Annotated in this window: 14 protein-coding genes and 2 rRNA genes; 9 read left to right on the plus strand and 7 right to left on the minus strand. The window is 57.0% G+C overall.

Annotation, left to right across the window (positions count from 1 at the left end; genetic code table 11):
• Positions 1 to 90: 90 nt before the first annotated feature.
• The 4 genes from BFC21_RS15285 to BFC21_RS15305 all read right to left on the minus strand — a co-directional run bounded on the left by BFC21_RS15285 (position 91) and on the right by BFC21_RS15305 (position 8,352).
• A 23S ribosomal RNA gene (locus tag BFC21_RS15285) occupies positions 91 to 2,982 on the minus strand.
• Positions 2,983 to 3,305: 323 nt separating this feature from the next.
• Positions 3,306 to 4,842: ribosomal RNA gene (locus BFC21_RS15290) — 16S ribosomal RNA — on the minus strand.
• The 16S and 23S rRNA genes sit together here, the layout of an rRNA operon.
• Before the next feature lie 584 nt (positions 4,843 to 5,426).
• On the minus strand, positions 5,427 to 6,920 hold the full coding sequence (locus BFC21_RS15300; protein WP_016783595.1) for a CoA-acylating methylmalonate-semialdehyde dehydrogenase: 1,494 nt from the start codon (positions 6,918 to 6,920) through the stop codon (positions 5,427 to 5,429).
• An 82-nt stretch (positions 6,921 to 7,002) separates the two neighbouring features.
• A complete protein-coding gene (locus BFC21_RS15305; RefSeq protein WP_016783594.1) occupies positions 7,003 to 8,352 on the minus strand; it encodes an aspartate aminotransferase family protein in 1,350 nt (449 codons plus the stop codon).
• Positions 8,353 to 8,476: 124 nt separating this feature from the next.
• Here BFC21_RS15305 and BFC21_RS15310 point away from each other — a divergent pair, with 124 nt between their 5' ends.
• From BFC21_RS15310 to BFC21_RS15330, 5 genes are all read left to right on the plus strand, one after another.
• The gene (locus tag BFC21_RS15310) at positions 8,477 to 9,397 is read left to right on the plus strand and encodes a LysR family transcriptional regulator (RefSeq protein ID WP_088378258.1); all 921 of its coding nucleotides are present in this window, start codon (positions 8,477 to 8,479) and stop codon (positions 9,395 to 9,397) included.
• Positions 9,398 to 9,437: 40 nt separating this feature from the next.
• Positions 9,438 to 10,088 (plus strand): TetR/AcrR family transcriptional regulator, encoded by a 651-nt coding sequence (locus BFC21_RS15315; protein WP_088378259.1) that lies wholly within the window; start codon positions 9,438 to 9,440, stop codon positions 10,086 to 10,088.
• A gap of 13 nt (positions 10,089 to 10,101) precedes the next feature.
• Positions 10,102 to 10,704 carry a YigZ family protein gene (locus BFC21_RS15320; RefSeq protein WP_088378260.1) on the plus strand — a complete coding sequence of 201 codons (603 nt, stop codon included), beginning with the start codon at positions 10,102 to 10,104 and terminating at the stop codon, positions 10,702 to 10,704.
• 157 nt (positions 10,705 to 10,861) lie between these two features.
• Entirely contained in the window at positions 10,862 to 11,548 is a 687-nt protein-coding gene (locus BFC21_RS15325; protein WP_088378261.1) for an SDR family oxidoreductase, read from the plus strand.
• 98 nt (positions 11,549 to 11,646) lie between these two features.
• Positions 11,647 to 12,600 (plus strand): adenosine deaminase, encoded by a 954-nt coding sequence (locus BFC21_RS15330; protein ID WP_016783589.1) that lies wholly within the window; start codon positions 11,647 to 11,649, stop codon positions 12,598 to 12,600.
• Between the two features lie 140 nt (positions 12,601 to 12,740).
• Here BFC21_RS15330 and BFC21_RS15335 read toward each other — a convergent pair whose 3' ends face one another.
• A complete protein-coding gene (locus tag BFC21_RS15335; RefSeq protein ID WP_088378262.1) occupies positions 12,741 to 13,658 on the minus strand; it encodes a LysR family transcriptional regulator in 918 nt (305 codons plus the stop codon).
• A gap of 124 nt (positions 13,659 to 13,782) precedes the next feature.
• On the opposite strand from BFC21_RS15335, the gene BFC21_RS15340 reads away from it, so the two are divergent.
• Entirely contained in the window at positions 13,783 to 14,808 is a 1,026-nt protein-coding gene (locus tag BFC21_RS15340; RefSeq protein WP_088378263.1) for a zinc-binding alcohol dehydrogenase family protein, read from the plus strand.
• A gap of 112 nt (positions 14,809 to 14,920) precedes the next feature.
• Positions 14,921 to 15,091, plus strand: a complete 171-nt coding sequence (locus BFC21_RS27310) for a hypothetical protein (RefSeq protein ID WP_162939354.1) — start codon at positions 14,921 to 14,923, stop codon at positions 15,089 to 15,091.
• A gap of 1 nt (position 15,092) precedes the next feature.
• On the opposite strand, the gene BFC21_RS15345 is transcribed toward BFC21_RS27310, so the two are convergent.
• Together BFC21_RS15345 and BFC21_RS15350 are read right to left on the minus strand one after the other, a co-directional pair.
• Positions 15,093 to 16,289, minus strand: coding sequence for a multidrug effflux MFS transporter (locus tag BFC21_RS15345; RefSeq protein WP_088378264.1), 1,197 nt, complete (start codon positions 16,287 to 16,289; stop codon positions 15,093 to 15,095).
• Between the two features lie 290 nt (positions 16,290 to 16,579).
• On the minus strand, positions 16,580 to 16,780 hold the full coding sequence (locus BFC21_RS15350) for a heavy-metal-associated domain-containing protein (RefSeq protein WP_016783584.1): 201 nt from the start codon (positions 16,778 to 16,780) through the stop codon (positions 16,580 to 16,582).
• A gap of 147 nt (positions 16,781 to 16,927) precedes the next feature.
• Here BFC21_RS15350 and BFC21_RS15355 point away from each other — a divergent pair, with 147 nt between their 5' ends.
• Positions 16,928 to 17,308: a hypothetical protein gene (locus BFC21_RS15355; RefSeq protein ID WP_016783583.1), complete on the plus strand. Its 381-nt coding sequence runs from the start codon at positions 16,928 to 16,930 to the stop codon at positions 17,306 to 17,308.
• Positions 17,309 to 17,392: 84 nt separating this feature from the next.
• Positions 17,393 to 19,780 carry a heavy metal translocating P-type ATPase gene (locus BFC21_RS15360; RefSeq protein ID WP_162939397.1) on the plus strand — a complete coding sequence of 796 codons (2,388 nt, stop codon included), beginning with the start codon at positions 17,393 to 17,395 and terminating at the stop codon, positions 19,778 to 19,780.
• The last annotated feature ends 2 nt before the right edge of the window (positions 19,781 to 19,782 follow it).

The following is a 19,782-nucleotide window of genomic DNA, read 5'->3' on the forward strand; positions in this document are numbered from 1 at the left end:
AATAGTTGGTGTTTTGTGAACCGCAAACTTTCGGTTTGTATCGTCTTCACACACCGCAATTCGCTTCTAAGCAAATTGCTTGGGTGTTATATGGTCAAGCCTCACGGGCAATTAGTATTGGTTAGCTCAACGCCTCACAGCGCTTACACACCCAACCTATCAACGTCGTAGTCTTCGACGGCCCTTTAGGGAACTCAAGGTTCCAGTGAGATCTCATCTTGAGGCAAGTTTCCCGCTTAGATGCTTTCAGCGGTTATCTTTCCCGAACATAGCTACCCGGCAATGCCACTGGCGTGACAACCGGAACACCAGAGGTTCGTCCACTCCGGTCCTCTCGTACTAGGAGCAGCCCCTCTCAAATCTCAAACGTCCACGGCAGATAGGGACCGAACTGTCTCACGACGTTCTAAACCCAGCTCGCGTACCACTTTAAATGGCGAACAGCCATACCCTTGGGACCGGCTTCAGCCCCAGGATGTGATGAGCCGACATCGAGGTGCCAAACACCGCCGTCGATATGAACTCTTGGGCGGTATCAGCCTGTTATCCCCGGAGTACCTTTTATCCGTTGAGCGATGGCCCTTCCATACAGAACCACCGGATCACTAAGACCTACTTTCGTACCTGCTCGACGTGTCTGTCTCGCAGTCAAGCGCGCTTTTGCCTTTATACTCTACGACCGATTTCCGACCGGTCTGAGCGCACCTTCGTACTCCTCCGTTACTCTTTAGGAGGAGACCGCCCCAGTCAAACTACCCACCATACACTGTCCTCGATCCGGATAACGGACCTGAGTTAGAACCTCAAAGTTGCCAGGGTGGTATTTCAAGGTTGGCTCCACGCAGACTGGCGTCCACGCTTCAAAGCCTCCCACCTATCCTACACAAGCAAATTCAAAGTCCAGTGCAAAGCTATAGTAAAGGTTCACGGGGTCTTTCCGTCTAGCCGCGGATACACTGCATCTTCACAGCGATTTCAATTTCACTGAGTCTCGGGTGGAGACAGCGCCGCCATCGTTACGCCATTCGTGCAGGTCGGAACTTACCCGACAAGGAATTTCGCTACCTTAGGACCGTTATAGTTACGGCCGCCGTTTACCGGGGCTTCGATCAAGAGCTTCGCGTTAGCTAACCCCATCAATTAACCTTCCGGCACCGGGCAGGCGTCACACCCTATACGTCCACTTTCGTGTTTGCAGAGTGCTGTGTTTTTAATAAACAGTCGCAGCGGCCTGGTATCTTCGACCGACAGGGGCTTACGCAGTAAATGCTTCACCTCCATCGGCGCACCTTCTCCCGAAGTTACGGTGCCATTTTGCCTAGTTCCTTCACCCGAGTTCTCTCAAGCGCCTTGGTATTCTCTACCCAACCACCTGTGTCGGTTTGGGGTACGGTTCCTGGTTACCTGAAGCTTAGAAGCTTTTCTTGGAAGCATGGCATCAACCACTTCGTGTTCTAAAAGAACACTCGTCATCAGCTCTCGGCCTTAGAATCCCGGATTTACCTAAGATTCCAGCCTACCACCTTAAACTTGGACAACCAACGCCAAGCTGGCCTAGCCTTCTCCGTCCCTCCATCGCAATAACCAGAAGTACAGGAATATTAACCTGTTTTCCATCGACTACGCTTTTCAGCCTCGCCTTAGGGACCGACTAACCCTGCGTCGATTAACGTTGCGCAGGAAACCTTGGTCTTTCGGCGTGGGTGTTTTTCACACCCATTATCGTTACTCATGTCAGCATTCGCACTTCTGATACCTCCAGCAAGCTTCTCAACTCACCTTCACAGGCTTACAGAACGCTCCTCTACCGCATCACCTAAGTGATACCCGTAGCTTCGGTGTATGGTTTGAGCCCCGTTAAATCTTCCGCGCAGGCCGACTCGACTAGTGAGCTATTACGCTTTCTTTAAAGGGTGGCTGCTTCTAAGCCAACCTCCTAGCTGTCTAAGCCTTCCCACATCGTTTCCCACTTAACCATAACTTTGGGACCTTAGCTGACGGTCTGGGTTGTTTCCCTTTTCACGACGGACGTTAGCACCCGCCGTGTGTCTCCCATGCTCGGCACTTGTAGGTATTCGGAGTTTGCATCGGTTTGGTAAGCCGGGATGGCCCCCTAGCCGAAACAGTGCTCTACCCCCTACAGTGATACATGAGGCGCTACCTAAATAGCTTTCGAGGAGAACCAGCTATCTCCGAGCTTGATTAGCCTTTCACTCCGATCCACAGGTCATCCGCTAACTTTTCAACGGTAGTCGGTTCGGTCCTCCAGTTAGTGTTACCCAACCTTCAACCTGCCCATGGATAGATCGCCCGGTTTCGGGTCTATTCCCAGCGACTAGACGCCCTATTAAGACTCGCTTTCGCTACGCCTCCCCTATTCGGTTAAGCTTGCCACTGAAAATAAGTCGCTGACCCATTATACAAAAGGTACGCAGTCACCCAACAAAGTGGGCTCCCACTGCTTGTACGCATACGGTTTCAGGATCTATTTCACTCCCCTCTCCGGGGTTCTTTTCGCCTTTCCCTCACGGTACTAGTTCACTATCGGTCAGTCAGTAGTATTTAGCCTTGGAGGATGGTCCCCCCATATTCAGACAAAGTTTCTCGTGCTCCGTCCTACTCGATTTCACTGCAAAGATGTTTTCGCGTACAGGGCTATCACCCACTATGGCCGCACTTTCCAGAGCGTTCCGCTAACATCAATACAGCTTAAGGGCTGGTCCCCGTTCGCTCGCCACTACTAAGGGAATCTCGGTTGATTTCTTTTCCTCAGGGTACTTAGATGTTTCAGTTCCCCTGGTTCGCTTCTTAAGCCTATGTATTCAGCTTAAGATACCTAACTTATGTTAGGTGGGTTCCCCCATTCAGACATCTCCGGATCAAAGTCTGTTTGCCGACTCCCCGAAGCTTTTCGCAGGCTACCACGTCTTTCATCGCCTCTGACTGCCAAGGCATCCACCGTATGCGCTTCTTCACTTGACCATATAACCCCAAGCAATCTGGTTATACTATGAAGACGACATTCGCCGAAAATTCGCTGCTCAATTAAGAGCAATCACAAATTTTACCTTAGCCTGAATAAACACCAGTGAAAGTGTTATCCAGTCTAACTTTCTATTACATACCCAAATTTTTAAAGAACGATCTAATCAAAAGATCAGAAATCAACATTCACCACCATCTGATGGAATGCTCATTTCTAAGCTTTACGACAGACAAACCGCAGATCAACTCTGCAGTTCTCGTCTTCTACAATGAATCAAGCAATTCGTGTGGGAACTTATGGAGCAGCTGATGTCGTCGATTAAGGAGGTGATCCAGCCGCAGGTTCCCCTACGGCTACCTTGTTACGACTTCACCCCAGTCATGAATCACACCGTGGTAACCGTCCTCCCGAAGGTTAGACTAGCTACTTCTGGTGCAACCCACTCCCATGGTGTGACGGGCGGTGTGTACAAGGCCCGGGAACGTATTCACCGTGACATTCTGATTCACGATTACTAGCGATTCCGACTTCACGCAGTCGAGTTGCAGACTGCGATCCGGACTACGATCGGTTTTATGGGATTAGCTCCACCTCGCGGCTTGGCAACCCTTTGTACCGACCATTGTAGCACGTGTGTAGCCCAGGCCGTAAGGGCCATGATGACTTGACGTCATCCCCACCTTCCTCCGGTTTGTCACCGGCAGTCTCCTTAGAGTGCCCACCATTACGTGCTGGTAACTAAGGACAAGGGTTGCGCTCGTTACGGGACTTAACCCAACATCTCACGACACGAGCTGACGACAGCCATGCAGCACCTGTCTCAATGTTCCCGAAGGCACCAATCCATCTCTGGAAAGTTCATTGGATGTCAAGGCCTGGTAAGGTTCTTCGCGTTGCTTCGAATTAAACCACATGCTCCACCGCTTGTGCGGGCCCCCGTCAATTCATTTGAGTTTTAACCTTGCGGCCGTACTCCCCAGGCGGTCAACTTAATGCGTTAGCTGCGCCACTAAGAGTTCAAGACTCCCAACGGCTAGTTGACATCGTTTACGGCGTGGACTACCAGGGTATCTAATCCTGTTTGCTCCCCACGCTTTCGCACCTCAGTGTCAGTATCAGTCCAGGTAGTCGCCTTCGCCACTGGTGTTCCTTCCTATATCTACGCATTTCACCGCTACACAGGAAATTCCACTACCCTCTACCATACTCTAGCTTGCCAGTTTTGGATGCAGTTCCCAGGTTGAGCCCGGGGATTTCACATTCAACTTAACAAACCACCTACGCGCGCTTTACGCCCAGTAATTCCGATTAACGCTTGCACCCTCTGTATTACCGCGGCTGCTGGCACAGAGTTAGCCGGTGCTTATTCTGTCGGTAACGTCAAGACACTAACGTATTAGGTTAATGCCCTTCCTCCCAACTTAAAGTGCTTTACAATCCGAAGACCTTCTTCACACACGCGGCATGGCTGGATCAGGCTTTCGCCCATTGTCCAATATTCCCCACTGCTGCCTCCCGTAGGAGTCTGGACCGTGTCTCAGTTCCAGTGTGACTGATCATCCTCTCAGACCAGTTACGGATCGTAGCCTTGGTGAGCCATTACCTCACCAACTAGCTAATCCGACCTAGGCTCATCTGATAGCGCAAGGCCCGAAGGTCCCCTGCTTTCTCCCGTAGGACGTATGCGGTATTAGCGTCCGTTTCCGAACGTTATCCCCCACTATCAGGCAGATTCCTAGGTATTACTCACCCGTCCGCCGCTCTCAAGAGAAGCAAGCTTCTCTCTACCGCTCGACTTGCATGTGTTAGGCCTGCCGCCAGCGTTCAATCTGAGCCATGATCAAACTCTTCAGTTCAAACATCTTTGGGTTTTTAAGAAACCCTAAACTTGGCTCAGCAATCGTTGGCTACATCTTTGATTTCTCGCGGAGTAACTTGTGATGCTGATAATCTTGTTGACTATCAGTCTGACTCCACAAGCACCCACACGAATTGCTTGATTCAATTGTTAAAGAGCGGTTGGTCAGCTTTCGCTGTACCGAGGCGCGCATTCTACAGCAGCCTCTGTTGCTGTCAAGCGGTTATTTTTGATATTTTCAAAGTTTCGCTTAGAAAACTTTAACAACATCAACCACTTGCGCTTTCGATCTCTCGTTAGCGGGAGGCGAATTCTACAGCGTTACACGCTGCTGTCAACACCTCATTTCCTGCTCCGGTGACTTGAAGCTGGCACTGCCGAAAACTCATCCAACTCATTGAAACTCAAGGAGTTTTCCGTTTCGACTGCGCCGGAAGTGGGGCGAATTATAGACAGTTACAAATCTGGGTCAAGCACTAGTTTCACAATTCTGTCATATAGCCTTAAAAGAGCCCTAAAAGCAGAGGCCAGCCTGGCGGCTGGCCTCTCTTCTTCTATATAAGCACCGGGCTGACGCCCTGGTTACAGGCTCGGGAAGGCAAACTGCGACGCTTCATGGCTGGCACGTTGCGGCCAGCGTTGCGTGATTGCCTTGCGACGGGTGTAGAAACGCACACCATCCGGGCCATAGGCATGCAAGTCGCCAAACAGCGAACGCTTCCAGCCGCCGAAGCTGTGGTAGGCCACAGGTACCGGTAGCGGAACGTTGACGCCTACCATACCGACTTCAATCTCATCACAGAACAAACGAGCCGCTTCACCATCACGAGTGAAAATGCAGGTGCCATTACCGTATTCGTGATCGTTGATCAGTTGCATCGCCTCTTCCAGGCTCTTGACCCGCACGATGCACAGCACCGGACCAAAGATCTCTTCTTTATAGATGCGCATCTCTGGCGTTACGCGATCGAACAGACAACCACCGAGGAAGAAGCCTTCTTCATGCCCCTTGATGCTCAACCCGCGACCATCAACCACCAGCTCGGCGCCTGCTGCAACGCCATCGTCTACATAACCGCTGACCTTGTCACGGGCCTGACCGGTTACCAGCGGCCCCATGTCCAGCCCGCACGAAGTGCCCGCACCAATTTTCAGGGCCTTGATTTGCGGAACCAGCTTGGCTACCAGGGCATCGGCCACCTGATCACCCACGCACACAGCAACCGAAATGGCCATGCAACGCTCGCCGCACGAACCATAGGCCGCGCCCATCAATGCGCTGACTGCGTTATCCAGGTCCGCATCCGGCATCAATACCGCATGGTTCTTCGCCCCGCCCAACGCCTGCACGCGTTTGCCGCGCTTGGTACCTTCGGCGTAGATGTATTCGGCAATCGGCGTCGAGCCCACAAAACTCAAGGCTTTGACTTCCGGCGCTTCGATCAGCGCATCCACCGCTGACTTGTCGCCATGCACCACGTTCATCACGCCTTTAGGCAAACCGGCTTCTTGCAACAGTTGAGCGATCAGCAGCGTGGAGCTGGGGTCACGCTCCGACGGTTTAAGAATGAAACAGTTACCGCACACAATGGCCAATGGATACATCCACAACGGAACCATAGCCGGGAAGTTGAACGGGGTAATCCCTGCAACCACACCCAGTGGCTGGAAGTCCGACCAGGCATCAATGTTCGGCCCTACGTTACGGCTGTATTCACCCTTCAGGATTTCAGGAGCCGAACATGCGTATTCGACGTTCTCGATCCCACGCTTAAGCTCACCTGCAGCATCTTCCAGGGTCTTGCCATGCTCTTCGCTGATCAATTGCGAAATACGCGCTTCGTTCTGCTCCAGCAACTGCTTGAAACGGAACATGACCTGGGCACGCTTGGCCGGCGGTGTATTGCGCCACGCCGGGAAGGCAGCCTTGGCCGCATCAATGGCTTGTTGAATCGTCTCGCGACTGGCCAATGGAACCTGATGAATCACTTTGCCGGTAGACGGGTTGTAAACATCAGCGGTGCGGCCGGAATCGTTCAGCAACTCGCCATTGATCAGGTGTTGAATGGTGCTCATGGATGCTCCAGAAAAGTTGTCCACAGGCGCGAACGCTGCGCGCCTGGGTGTATGCCATAAGTGTCGCTTCTATATAGAAGGATCAGTCGATCTGGTTCAGTGCTTCGCCGACTGCATCGAACAAACGATCCAGGTCTTGCGGCTTGCTGTTGAACGTTGGCCCGAACTGCAGGGTGTCGCCACCGTAGCGCACGTAGAAACCTGCTTTCCACAGCTTCATTGCAGCATCGAACGGACGCACAATGGCATCACCATCACGCGGCGCAATCTGGATCGCCCCCGCCAGGCCATAGTTACGAATGTCGATAACGTTCTTCACGCCCTTCAAACCGTGCAATGCATTCTCAAAATGCGGCGCGACTTCAGCCACGCTCTGCACCAGGTTTTCCTTCTGCAGCAAATCAAGCGCTGCCAGGCCTGCAGCACACGCCACCGGGTGAGCCGAGTAGGTATAACCATGCGGGAATTCAACCGCGTATTCAGGCGTCGGCTGATTCATGAACGTGTGATAAATCTCGCTGCTCGCAATCACGGCCCCCATCGGGATCGCGCCGTTGGTGACTTGCTTGGCGATACACATCAAGTCCGGGGTCACACCGAAGCTGTCAGCACCGAACATCGAGCCTGTGCGACCAAACCCGGTGATCACTTCATCGAACACCAAGAGGATATTGTGCTGGTCGCAGATTTCGCGCAGACGTTTCAGATAACCCTGAGGCGGAACCAATACCCCCGCAGAGCCTGCCATCGGCTCAACAAAAACGGCAGCAATGTTCGAGGCATCGTGCAACTCGATCAATTTGAGCAATTCGTCAGCCAGGGCAATCCCGCCCTGCTCCGGCATGCCGCGAGAGAACGCATTGCTGGCCAACAGCGTGTGCGGCAAGTGATCCACATCCATCATGGCCTGGCCAAACAGTTTACGGTTACCGTTCACGCCACCCAGGCTGGTGCCCGCAATGTTTACCCCGTGATAACCACGGGCACGACCAATCATCTTGGTCTTGGTCGACTGGCCTTTCAGGCGCCAGTAAGCACGCACCATCTTCACCGCAGTATCGGCACACTCCGAGCCTGAGTCAGTGAAGAACACGTGGTTCAGATTACCTGGTGTCAGCTCGGTGATTTTTTCCGCCAGCTTGAACGACAGCGGGTGGCCGTACTGGAACGCCGGCGAGTAATCGAGGGTGCCCAGCTGCCTGGCCACTGCTTCCTGGATTTCTGTACGGGTATGCCCTGCGCCGCAAGTCCACAGACCTGACAACGAATCGTAAATCTGCCGACCCTTATCATCCGTCAGGTAACTGCCCTTGGCGGCCACGATAAAACGCGGATCACGATGGAAGTTACGGTTGGCGGTGTAAGGCATCCAGTGTGCATCCAGCTTGAGCTGGCTGGTCAGATTCAATTCGGCGTTCTCAGGCATGTTCATCAGCAAAACCTCGCAAGGCAAAAGCGGCGTGGGATGTTGAAAGCGTTGTTGCGTCTAAATTGCCACGGCTATAAAGTCTATGAAATCCAACTCTTCTAACCTTTAGTTAGGCGTTCACTAAACTATGAGCAGCCGTCGCCCCGATGCACTGGCCCAAGTCAGCGACTTTGATATTCGATTGCTGCGCATTTTTCGCAGCGTCGTGGAGTGCGGCGGTTTTTCGGCGGCAGAGACGGTGCTGGGTATCGGCCGCTCTGCCATCAGCCAGCAGATGAGCGACCTTGAACAGCGCCTGGGCTTGCGCCTGTGCCAACGTGGACGTGCAGGGTTTTCGCTGACAGAAGAAGGCCGCGAGGTCTATCACTCCGCGCTGCAATTACTCGGCGCACTTGAGAGTTTTCGTACCGAGGTCAACGGCCTGCACCAGCACTTGCGCGGCGAGCTGACCATTGGCCTGACCGATAACCTGGTCACCCTGCCCCATATGCGTATCACCCACGCCCTGGCCCAACTCAAGGAGCGCGGGCCTGATGTACAGGTTCATATCCGCATGATCTCGCCCCATGAAGTCGAACAGGGGGTGCTCGACGGCCGCCTGCATGTGGGCGTGGTGCCCCAGGCCAGTACATTGTCCGGGCTGGAGTATCAACCGCTCTACAGCGAGCGCTCACTGCTGTATTGCGCCGTGGGCCATCCGCTGTTTTATGTTGACGACCGGCAGTTGGAAGACGCACGGCTGAACACTCAGGATGCCATCGCCCCCACCTTTCGCCTGCCCTCGGAGATTCAGGCCCATTATCAGGCGCTCAATTGCACTGCCAGCGCGTCGGACCGCGAAGGCATGGCCTTTTTGATTTTGACCGGGCGTTATATCGGTTACCTGCCCGACCATTACGCCAGCCTGTGGGTTCAGCAGGGCCGCTTGCGGGCGCTGAAGGCAAAAACACGTTTCTACGACTTGAGCCTGGCTTCGGTGACACGCAAAGGCCGGCGCCCGCATCTGGTCCTGGAAAGTTTCCTTGAGAGCCTGGAAGCGACGCGTTAACGTGAAAAACTTCGCTACACACACAATGCCCGGAGTGCCCATGCCCCTTGAAGTCCCTGCCCATGACGGCAAGCCTCCCAGCCGTATCCGGCAGAAAAACGAAGAGGCCATTCTCAAGGCCGCCGAAGATGAGTTTGCCCGCCACGGTTTCAGAGGCACCAGCATGAACGCCATCGCGTTGAGCGCCGGGCTGCCCAAAGCCAATCTGCATTATTACTTCACCAACAAGCTAAGCCTCTATATCGCTGTGCTGAGCAATATCCTCGAGCTATGGGACAGCACCTTCAACGCCTTGACTGCTGACGACGACCCGGCTCAAGCCCTGAGCCAATACATTCGCGCCAAAATGGAGTTCTCTCGCCGACAGCCCCAGGCCTCGCGCGTGTTTGCGATGGAAATCATCAGTGGTGGGGCCTGCCTGACCGAGTATTTCACTCAAGACTACAGAGCCTGGTTTCAAGGGCGCGCAGCGGTGTTCCAGGCCTGGATAGACGCAGGCAAGATGGACCCGGTCGATCCGGTCCACCTGATTTTCCTGCTATGGGGCAGCACCCAGCATTACGCCGACTTTTCGACACAAATTTGCCGCGTAACGGGGCGCAAGCACCTGAGCAAACAAGATATGCAGGCGGCCTGCGACAACCTGATCCGTATCATTCTCAAGGGCTGCGGCCTGACGCCCACAGTCTAAGCCTGGAACCGACATGCCTTCGACCCTCACGGGGCTTTGCGAGTACCGCGAAGAAATCCGTAAAAGCCGCTTTATTACTTACGCCGCCCCCATCACCAGCGCCCAGCAGGCCCTCGAATTTATCGAGCAATACAGCGACCTGAATGCCTCGCACAATTGCTGGGCCTGGAAGCTCGGGGATCAGTACCGCAGCAGTGATGATGGCGAACCTGGTGGCACCGCCGGCCGGCCGATACTCTCGGCCATCGACGCGCAGGATTGCGATCAGGTCGCGGTCCTGGTTATCCGCTGGTACGGCGGAATTCAGCTGGGCACCGGAGGCCTGGCCCGGGCTTATGGCGGCGGTGCGAACAAGTGCCTGCAAAACGCCGAAAAACTGCCGTTGGTCAGCCGTGTGGCGCTCAATTGCTCGTGCAGCTTCAGTGAACTGGCCCTGGTCAAACTGCGCGTGGCCGAGTTGAACGGCGTTGTCATCGACGAAGCATTCACCGCCAATGGCGTGGACCTGCAACTGGCGCTGGCCGAAGCGCAGATTGCCCCTGCACAGCAACAACTGGCGGACCTCAGCCGCGGCAGAATTCTACTGCAACGCAATGCCTTCAATGCTGACGAGTAAAAGTGCTATTTTCCTGCATCCAGAGTTGCCCACAGCCACTGTGCACCCGCTTGTGGATAACCTGAGCACATACCGCTACAGCCCTTGCAAGGCAAGCGCTTCAGACGTTTGTATGCTTTTTAACCAACGCACATCCGCTTTCTAGAGGACGCTACTCATGACCGCAAAACATGCACTGATCATCGGAGCTTCACGCGGCCTGGGCCTGGGTCTGGTCAAGGCGTTGCTTACGGATGGCTGGGCCGTCACCGCGACAGTCCGTGACCGCAATAAAGCCGAAGCGCTCAAAGCCTTGGGCCCGGTGCGCATCGAGCAACTGGACATGGACAACCAGCAGGCGATCAAGGCCTTGAGCAAGACGCTGTGTGACGAAGTTTTCGACCTGATTTTCGTCAACGCCGGGGTCAAGGGCCCGGACGATCAGCTATCGGGGAATGCGACGCTGGCTGAAGTGGGCCAGCTGTTTTTCACCAACAGCGTGGCGCCGATCAATCTGGCTCGCGAGTTTGTCAGCCGGATCCGTAAAGACAGTGGCGTACTGGCATTTATGAGTTCGGTACTGGGTAGCGTCACCCAACCTGATGCACCGGAAATGGCCCTCTACAAGGCCAGTAAAGCGGCACTCAACTCGATGACCAACACCTTTGTGCGTTACGAATTGGGCGACAACAACCCGACTGTGTTGTCCATGCACCCGGGCTGGGTGAAAACCGATATGGGCGGCGAAGGCGCCGATATCGATGTGCAAACCAGTACCCGTGGCCTGGTTGAACAGGTCAAGGCTTTTGCCGGTAAAGGCGGTCATCACTTTATCGACTACAAGGGGCAGACCATTCCCTGGTAGGCAGCCTGCGACAAATGGCAGGGGCTTTTTTACAAATTGTGTAGCCCCTCGCCTGTAGAATGTCGCCATCTGTACCCGATTTGATGAGAAAACCTTTTATGTATGACTGGCTGAACGCCCTGCCAAAAGCTGAACTGCACATGCACCTGGAGGGTTCCCTGGAACCTGAGTTGCTGTTTTCGCTGGCCGAGCGCAACAAGATCGCCTTGCCGTGGAACGACGTTGAAACCTTGCGCAAGGCGTATGCCTTCAACAACCTGCAAGAATTCCTCGACCTTTATTACAAAGGCGCTGACGTACTGCGCACCTCTCAGGACTTCTACGACCTGACCTGGGCCTACCTGTTGCGTTGCAAGGAACAGAACGTCATTCACACCGAACCCTTCTTCGACCCGCAAACCCACACTGATCGTGGCGTGCCGTTTGAAGTCGTGCTCAACGGCATTGCCAGCGCACTTAAAGATGGCGAGCAGCAGCTGGGTATCACCAGCGGCCTGATCCTCAGCTTCCTGCGCCACTTGAGTGAAGAAGAAGCGGAAAAAACCCTCGATATGGCCCTGCCATTTCGCGATGCATTTGTCGCCGTTGGCCTCGACAGTTCAGAAATGGGCCACCCGCCGAGCAAGTTTGTACGCGTATTCGACCGTGCCCGTGATGAAGGCTTCCTGACCGTTGCCCACGCCGGTGAAGAAGGCCCGCCGGAGTACATCTGGCAAGCCCTGGACCTGCTCAAGATCCAGCGTATCGATCATGGTGTGCGCGCCATTGAAGACGAACGCCTGATGCAGCGCATCATCGACGAACAAATCCCGTTGACCGTATGCCCGCTGTCCAACACCAAGCTGTGCGTGTTCGATCATATGTCGCAACACAACATTCTCGACATGCTTGAGCGCGGCGTGAAAGTGACGGTCAACTCCGATGATCCGGCCTACTTTGGCGGTTACATGACCGAGAACTTCCACGCGCTGTACACCGACCTGGGCATGACCCAGGACCAGGCCAAACGCCTGGCGCAAAACGGTCTGGATGCGCGGTTGGTCAAGCCGTAACAGGCTGCTTGCCCTGTGGGAGCGGGCTTGCTCGCGATTGGATCAACTCGACCCGGCAGATACACCGGGTTGTTTGCATCGCGAGCAAGCCCGCTCCCACAGAAAGCTGAGACTGCACCAGGGTCAGCCTCACAACAGTTTTAGTTTTCTTCCGCGTACTGCTTGCTCAACATCGCACAGCGCTCACTGAGCATGTCGTGCAACAACCGCACCGGTTTGCTCAACTGCGCACGATGGCCACACAACAGATTCAGCGGCGCCCGCTCACACACCAGCTCCGGGAGTAATACCTTGAGCCGCCCGGCCTGCACATCCCCCGCCACATCCAGCCACGACTTGTAGGCAATGCCCTGCCCGGCAATCGCCCACAGACGCACCACGTCGGCATCATCGCTAAAGCGGTTACCGCTTACCGTCAGCCCCAGTTCGCGCTTGCCGTCATTGAATTGCCAATGGTCATGAACCCGCGTGCCGAGCATGTACAGCAGGCAATTGTGTTGCAGCAGTTGTTCGAGCTGATGCGGCTCGCCCTGGCGCGCCAGGTAGTCGGGGGACGCGCACAGCACCCGGCGGTTGTTCGGGGCCACCGGCAGGGCCACAAGGCTGGAGTCTTCGGGTTCGCCATAACGCAAGGCGATATCCACCGGCTGGCGGAACAGGTCGGCAATCCGGTCCCCCAGCAACAGGCGCACGGTGAGTTGCGGATGCTCGCGCTGGAATTCGTCCAGCCAGGGCAGCAACAGATTACGGCCGAAATCGGAGGGTGCTGACAGTTGCAGCACACCGCTGACCTGATCCTGCCCACGCGCCAGCAAGCGGCGCCCCTCATCAAGGCTGGCCAACGCCGTACGCGCATACTCAAGAAAACCTTCGCCTTCGGCCGTCAGGCGCAAGCTGCGGGTTGAGCGCGCCAGCAACCGCGCGCCCAACTGCGTTTCTATCCGCTTGAGGGCGGCACTGGCCACCGCCGGCGACATGTCCATCACCCGGGCCGCCGCCGACAGGCTGCCCAAATCAGCCGCGCGCACAAACAATTGCAGATCATCGAAACGCAGCATGCAGAGCCCACCCGGCCATTATCAATAAAATATTGAAAGAGACTGCTGTTTTAGCCGGTTTTATCGCGCTGCGAAATAGCCAATTATCACAGCCAGTTTCTTACTCATCTTCAGGACATGTCCTATGAAAGCTGTCGCCTACTACCATTCGCTGCCAATTCAAGACCCGCTGGCCCTGCAAGATATCGAGTTGCCCGAGCCGGTGGCTGGCCCTCGGGACTTGCTGGTCGAGGTCAAGGCCATTTCCGTGAACCCGGTGGACACCAAGGTGCGCCAGAACGTGCAGCCCGAAGCCGACAGCGCCAAGGTGCTGGGCTGGGATGTGGCCGGCGTGGTCAAGGCTGTCGGCAGTGAGGTCAGCCTGTTCAAGGTCGGTGACAAGGTGTTTTACGCCGGCTCCATTGCCCGCGCCGGGGCCAACAGCGAACGCCATGTGGTCGATGAACGCATCGTCGGGCACATGCCCAAAAGCCTGGACTTTGCCCAGGCTGCAGCATTGCCGCTGACCGCCATCACGGCCTGGGAGTTGTTGTTCGAACGCCTTGGCGTCAGCGAGGGCAAGGTCGACGAGCAACAAAGCCTGCTGATTGTTGGCGCGGCGGGTGGCGTGGGTTCGATCCTGACGCAACTGGCCAGCCAACTGACCGCGCTCAAGGTGATTGGCAGCGCATCGCGCCCTGAAACCCAGGCCTGGGTCCGTGAGCTGGGCGCCGATCGGGTTATCGACCACAGCCAGCCCCTGAGCGAAGAACTCAAGCACCACGGTATCGACGCCGTCACCCATGTGGCCAGCCTGACCCAGACCGATCAGCATCTGGACCAATTGGTGGAAGCCCTGGCACCACAGGGCAAACTGGCGCTGATTGATGATCCCAAGGCGCTGGATATCACCAAGCTCAAGCGCAAGAGCCTGTCACTGCACTGGGAGTTCATGTACACCCGCTCGCTGTTTCAGACACCGGACATGATCGAGCAGCATCACCTGCTCAATCGCGTCGCCGAGCTGATCGATGCTGGCACCCTGCGCACCACGGTCGGCGAGCACTTTGGCAGCATCAATGCCGCCAACCTGCGCCGCGCCCATGCGCTGCTGGAAAGCGGCAAGGCCAAGGGCAAGATTGTGCTCGAAGGGTTCCGGCAAGACGCATGACGGGACCCATACGGTCATTTTTTAACCGTCAGTCAGAGACTTGATCCCGGACATATTTGCCCCGGTTTTTCGGCTTACACTGGCCTCCTTTGCGAACCGAAGGAGGCCAGAAATGAAAATCCTGATAAGAGCGTTAGCAAGATCGCGCGACAGCCAATGGCAGGTGCAAATCGACCAGCAAGCAGTCAACTTTCGTACTGAAGCCGAGGCTCGAGCCTTTGTCGACAAGCTGCAATCGCGCCTGCAAGCCCCGCACAGACTGCCCGAACGTTTGGCTGGCTAAATCAGGCCGACTGCTCTGCGGCGATCCGCGCGGTGTACAAACGCCGGGTCGCCATCGCCAGGCCCACGGCCAGAAGCCCGCACAGGGTGATGACCATTGCCATTGGCATGGCGCTGCCGTCGTGCAATACCCCCACCAACGATGCCGCCCCCGCCGCCACGCTGAACTGCAAGCAACCCAGCATCGCCGAAGCGCTGCCGGCGCGCGCGCCCTGCCCGCTCATGGCGCAGGCCGAGGCATTGGGAATAATGCAGCCCAGGCTGGCAATGCAGATAAACAACGGCACCAGCAGCGGCCACAGTTGTTCGGTATGCAAACTGCTGATTCCTAGCAAAACCAGCCCCGCCGCCAGATACACCCACACCATGCGCGACAGCAAAAAGGCCGGGCCACGCTTGGCCAGCAGGCGGGCGTTCAACTGCGCCACCAGAATAAAACCGGCTGCATTGGTGCCAAACAGCCAGCCGTAATGCTCGGCAGGTACGCCATAGAGTTTGATAAATACGAAAGGCGAACCCGCAATGTAGGCAAACATCCCGGCCATTGCGATCCCCCCGGTCAGGGCATGGCCCAGGAACTCGCGGTCCTTGAGCAAACGCCCGTACTGGCGCAATGCCCCCGAGAGCGGCTGGCGCGGCACATTGGCCGGCAGGCTTTCAGGCAGGCCCAGCGCCACGGCGGTTGCGGCCAATGCGCTGAACACCGTCAACACCAGGAAAATCGACTGCCAGCCATACAGGTTGACCAGCAACCCGCCCAGCATTGGCGCCAGAATCGGCGCCAGGCCCATGACCAGCATCAATTGCGAAAACACTTTGGCCGACTGCACGGCGTCGCATTTGTCACTGACAATCGCCCGTGACAGCACCATGCCAGCACACCCACCGAGTGCCTGGACAAACCGCGCGCCAATCAGCCACTCCAGGGTCGGGGCAAAGGCGCACGCCAGTGACGCGACAGTGAACAGGCCGACGCCCACCAACAGCGGCACGCGCCGGCCGAAGCGGTCTGCTACCGGGCCGTAGGCCAGTTGCCCGATGGACAGGCCCAGGAAGTACACGGCCAGAGTCAGTTGAATTTGGGTTTCATCCGTCGCAAAGGCTTGAGCCATCGCCGGAAAACCGGGCAAGTAAAAATCGATCGCCAACGGACCGAAGGCGCTCAGGGCGCCAAGAATCAAGATTGTTCGAAGGTTCATCAGGTATCCAGGGATCAGGCTGCGGTTAGCGCAGCCTGATAGTCTAGCCGTGGTTACCGGCCCTGAACATTAAGTTAGCGAGCTAGCTAATAAATCACCTTGAACCCGTCCTGAAACAACACCCCCGTAGCAGCTGCCGAGGTACGAGGCTGCGTTCGGCGGCGCAGCCGTCGCGAATCCTGAGAGCAGGTTCTGACTGGCGCACCGCAATTTCAGATTTTACGACGACTACGTCGCCGGACGCAGCCTCGTACCTCGGCAGCTGCTACGTGATCTTTTGTATCTACAGATCAATGCGCCGTGCGCGCCTCAAAACCGGCATTGGTGATCACGTCGATAATCTGCAAAGGCGACACATTGCTGTCGACCTTGACGGTTTTGCTCGCCAGGTCCACTTCAACCTTCGCGTCCTTATCCACCGTCTGCACCGCACGGGTCACCGCGCCAACACAGCCACCACAGGTCATACCGTCTACCTTGAACGTTTGCATGATTACGCCTCCTGTTTGAGATATGCCTACAGCTTCGACCTTGCCATCGTGGCAAGGTCAAGCCCGTTGTTTTACGCGCTGACTGGCAATCCATCCCCTGCTCGGCCAAGCTGCAAGCCTTGCGATTTGAAAACAGGATACTTAGCCATGCGCTGGACCGCTTTGAGCCTAGTCAGCCTTTTGGGTCTTGCCAGTGTGCCGCTGTGGGCAAATGCCGATCAGGACTACGGAGTGCTGATTATTTCCCGCGAGCGCCTTGAGGTGCCGACCAACTGCGAGGTGGGTGTGTATATCGACGATCAACTGGCCGGGCGATTGTTTCAGGAGCAGGCCCTGGCCTTTAACCTGCCGCCCGCCAGTGTTGATATCCGCCTCAAGCTGCTTCCCGGGCAAGCTCCCGGCTGCCTGCCCGGCATGCTGGTGCCGCCCGCGCAGCAGTTCACCCTCAAGGCCGGGGATGTGCGCAAATACCGCATCGCCCTGGGCAAGCAGGGCATGTACCTCAAGCCCGCCAAACTGGAATATTGAGCGGTAAGCAACGAACAGCAAGAAGCCTTGACCTTGCCACGGGGTCAAGGTCGATTCTATGGATAGACAACTTCTTGAGGAGGACTGCTCGTGCCCACCCAATTCGATCTGCCGATTGACGGCATGACCTGTGCCAGTTGCGCAGGCCGTGTAGAGAAATCCCTGGCCAAAGTGCCCGGCGTGCGTTCGGTCAGCGTCAACCTGGCCACTGAACAGGCCCGTGTCGAAGCACCTGCCGAAAGCCTGCCAGCGCTGGTCGAGGCCGTGCAGCAGGCCGGTTACAGCGTGCCCGCCCATAGCCTGGAGCTGGATATCAGCGGCATGACCTGTGCCTCGTGTGCTGGGCGCGTCGAAAAAGCCCTGGCCAAAGTGCCCGGGGTCAAGAGCGTCAGCGTCAACCTCGCCACCGAGCGGGCTCACATTGAATTACTCGGTCAGGTTGATCCGGGCCTGCTGATCAACGCGGTCACTCAGGCCGGTTATGGCGCCAGCCTGCACCAGAGCGAAAAAAACACCGAAGACGACCAGCAAAAGCGCCTGCACCGTGAGCGCTGGGCGCTGACCCTGGCGATCGTCCTGGCCCTGCCGCTGGTACTGCCCATGCTGCTGGCGCCTTTTGGTATCCACTGGATGCTGCCCGCCTGGGCCCAGTTTGTATTGGCGACCCCGGTGCAGTTCGTGCTGGGCGCACGTTTTTATGTCGCTGCGTGGAAAGCCGTCAAGGCCGGCGCGGGCAATATGGACCTGCTGGTCGCCCTGGGCACCAGCGCCGGTTATGGCCTGAGCCTGTACGAATGGGCTATCGCCGAGCCCGGCACCATGCCCCATCTGTACTTTGAAGCCTCGGCGGTGGTGATCGCCCTCGTTTTGCTGGGCAAATACCTGGAAAGCCGCGCCAAACGCCAGACTGCCAGCGCCATCCGCGCCCTTGAAGCCCTGCGCCCCGAGCGCGCCCTGCGCATGGTCGATGGCCAGGAACAGGACGTTGCCATCAGCGATTTGCGCCTCAATGACCTGGTGCTGGTCAAACCCGGCGAACGCTTCCCGGTCGATGGCGAAGTGGTCGAAGGCCAAAGCCATGCCGACGAAGCCCTGATCAGCGGCGAAAGCCTGCCGGTGCCGAAACAGCCTGGGGATAAGGTCACTGGCGGTGCCATCAATGGTGAAGGCCGGTTGGTGATCAAGACCCTGGCGCTGGGGACAGAAACCGTACTGGCGCGCATCATCCGCCTGGTGGAAGACGCGCAGTCTGCCAAAGCACCGATCCAGAAGCTGGTGGACAAGGTCAGTCAGGTGTTCGTGCCCGTGGTGCTGCTGATTGCCCTGGCCACGCTGCTGGGCTGGTGGCTGTATGGCGCGCCGATTGAAACCGCACTGATCAACGCCGTGGCCGTATTGGTGATCGCTTGCCCTTGCGCCCTGGGCCTGGCGACACCCACCGCGATCATGGCCGGCACCGGCGTTGCCGCCCGTCACGGAATCCTGATCAAGGACGCCGAAGCGCTGGAGCGCGCCCATGAAGTCAGCGCCGTGGTTTTCGACAAAACCGGCACCCTGACCTCCGGCACTCCGCAAATCGCTCACTTCAGTGCGCTGGACGGTGATGAAGCGCATTTGTTGCAAGCGGCCGGCGCCCTGCAGCGCGGCAGCGAACACCCGCTGGCCAAGGCCGTGCTGGATGCCTGCGCGGCGCGTAACCTCAACGTGCCGGACGTTACCGACAGCCAGTCGCTGACCGGCCGTGGCATTGCCGGCACCCTGGAGGGCCGCCGTCTGGCGCTGGGCAACCGTCGCTTGCTGGAAGAAACCGGGCTGGCCCCAGGCTCGCTTGCCGCATCGGCCAGCGCCTGGGAAACCGAAGGCCGCACCCTGTCCTGGCTGATCGAGCAAAGCCCGCAGCCGCAGGTGCTGGGGTTGTTTGCCTTTGGCGACACACTCAAGCCCGGCGCCCAGTCGGCCATCGCCCAGCTCAATGCACGGCATATCAGTAGCCACCTGCTGACCGGCGACAACCGTGGCAGTGCCAAAGTGGTGGCCGAGGCACTGGGGATCAGCGATGTTCACGCCGAAGTGCTGCCCGCCGACAAGGCCGCGACCGTGGCGGAACTGAAAAAAACCGGTGTAGTGGCAATGGTTGGCGATGGTATCAACGACGCTCCGGCACTGGCCGCAGCCGACATCGGTATTGCCATGGGCGGTGGCACCGATGTGGCCATGCATGCAGCGGGCATCACCCTGATGCGTGGCGACCCGCGCCTGGTGCCGGCGGCACTGGAGATCAGCCGCAAGACCTACGCCAAGATCCGACAAAACCTGTTTTGGGCGTTTATCTATAACGTGATCGGCATTCCGCTGGCGGCCTTCGGATTTTTGAACCCGGTACTGGCAGGCGCGGCGATGGCTTTTTCCAGTGTCAGCGTGGTCAGCAATGCGTTGCTGCTCAAATTCTGGAAACCCAAGGACCTTGAATAAGG

Source organism: Pseudomonas sp. TMW 2.1634, from assembly GCF_001703595.1.
Lineage (GTDB): Bacteria > Pseudomonadota > Gammaproteobacteria > Pseudomonadales > Pseudomonadaceae > Aquipseudomonas > Aquipseudomonas fragi.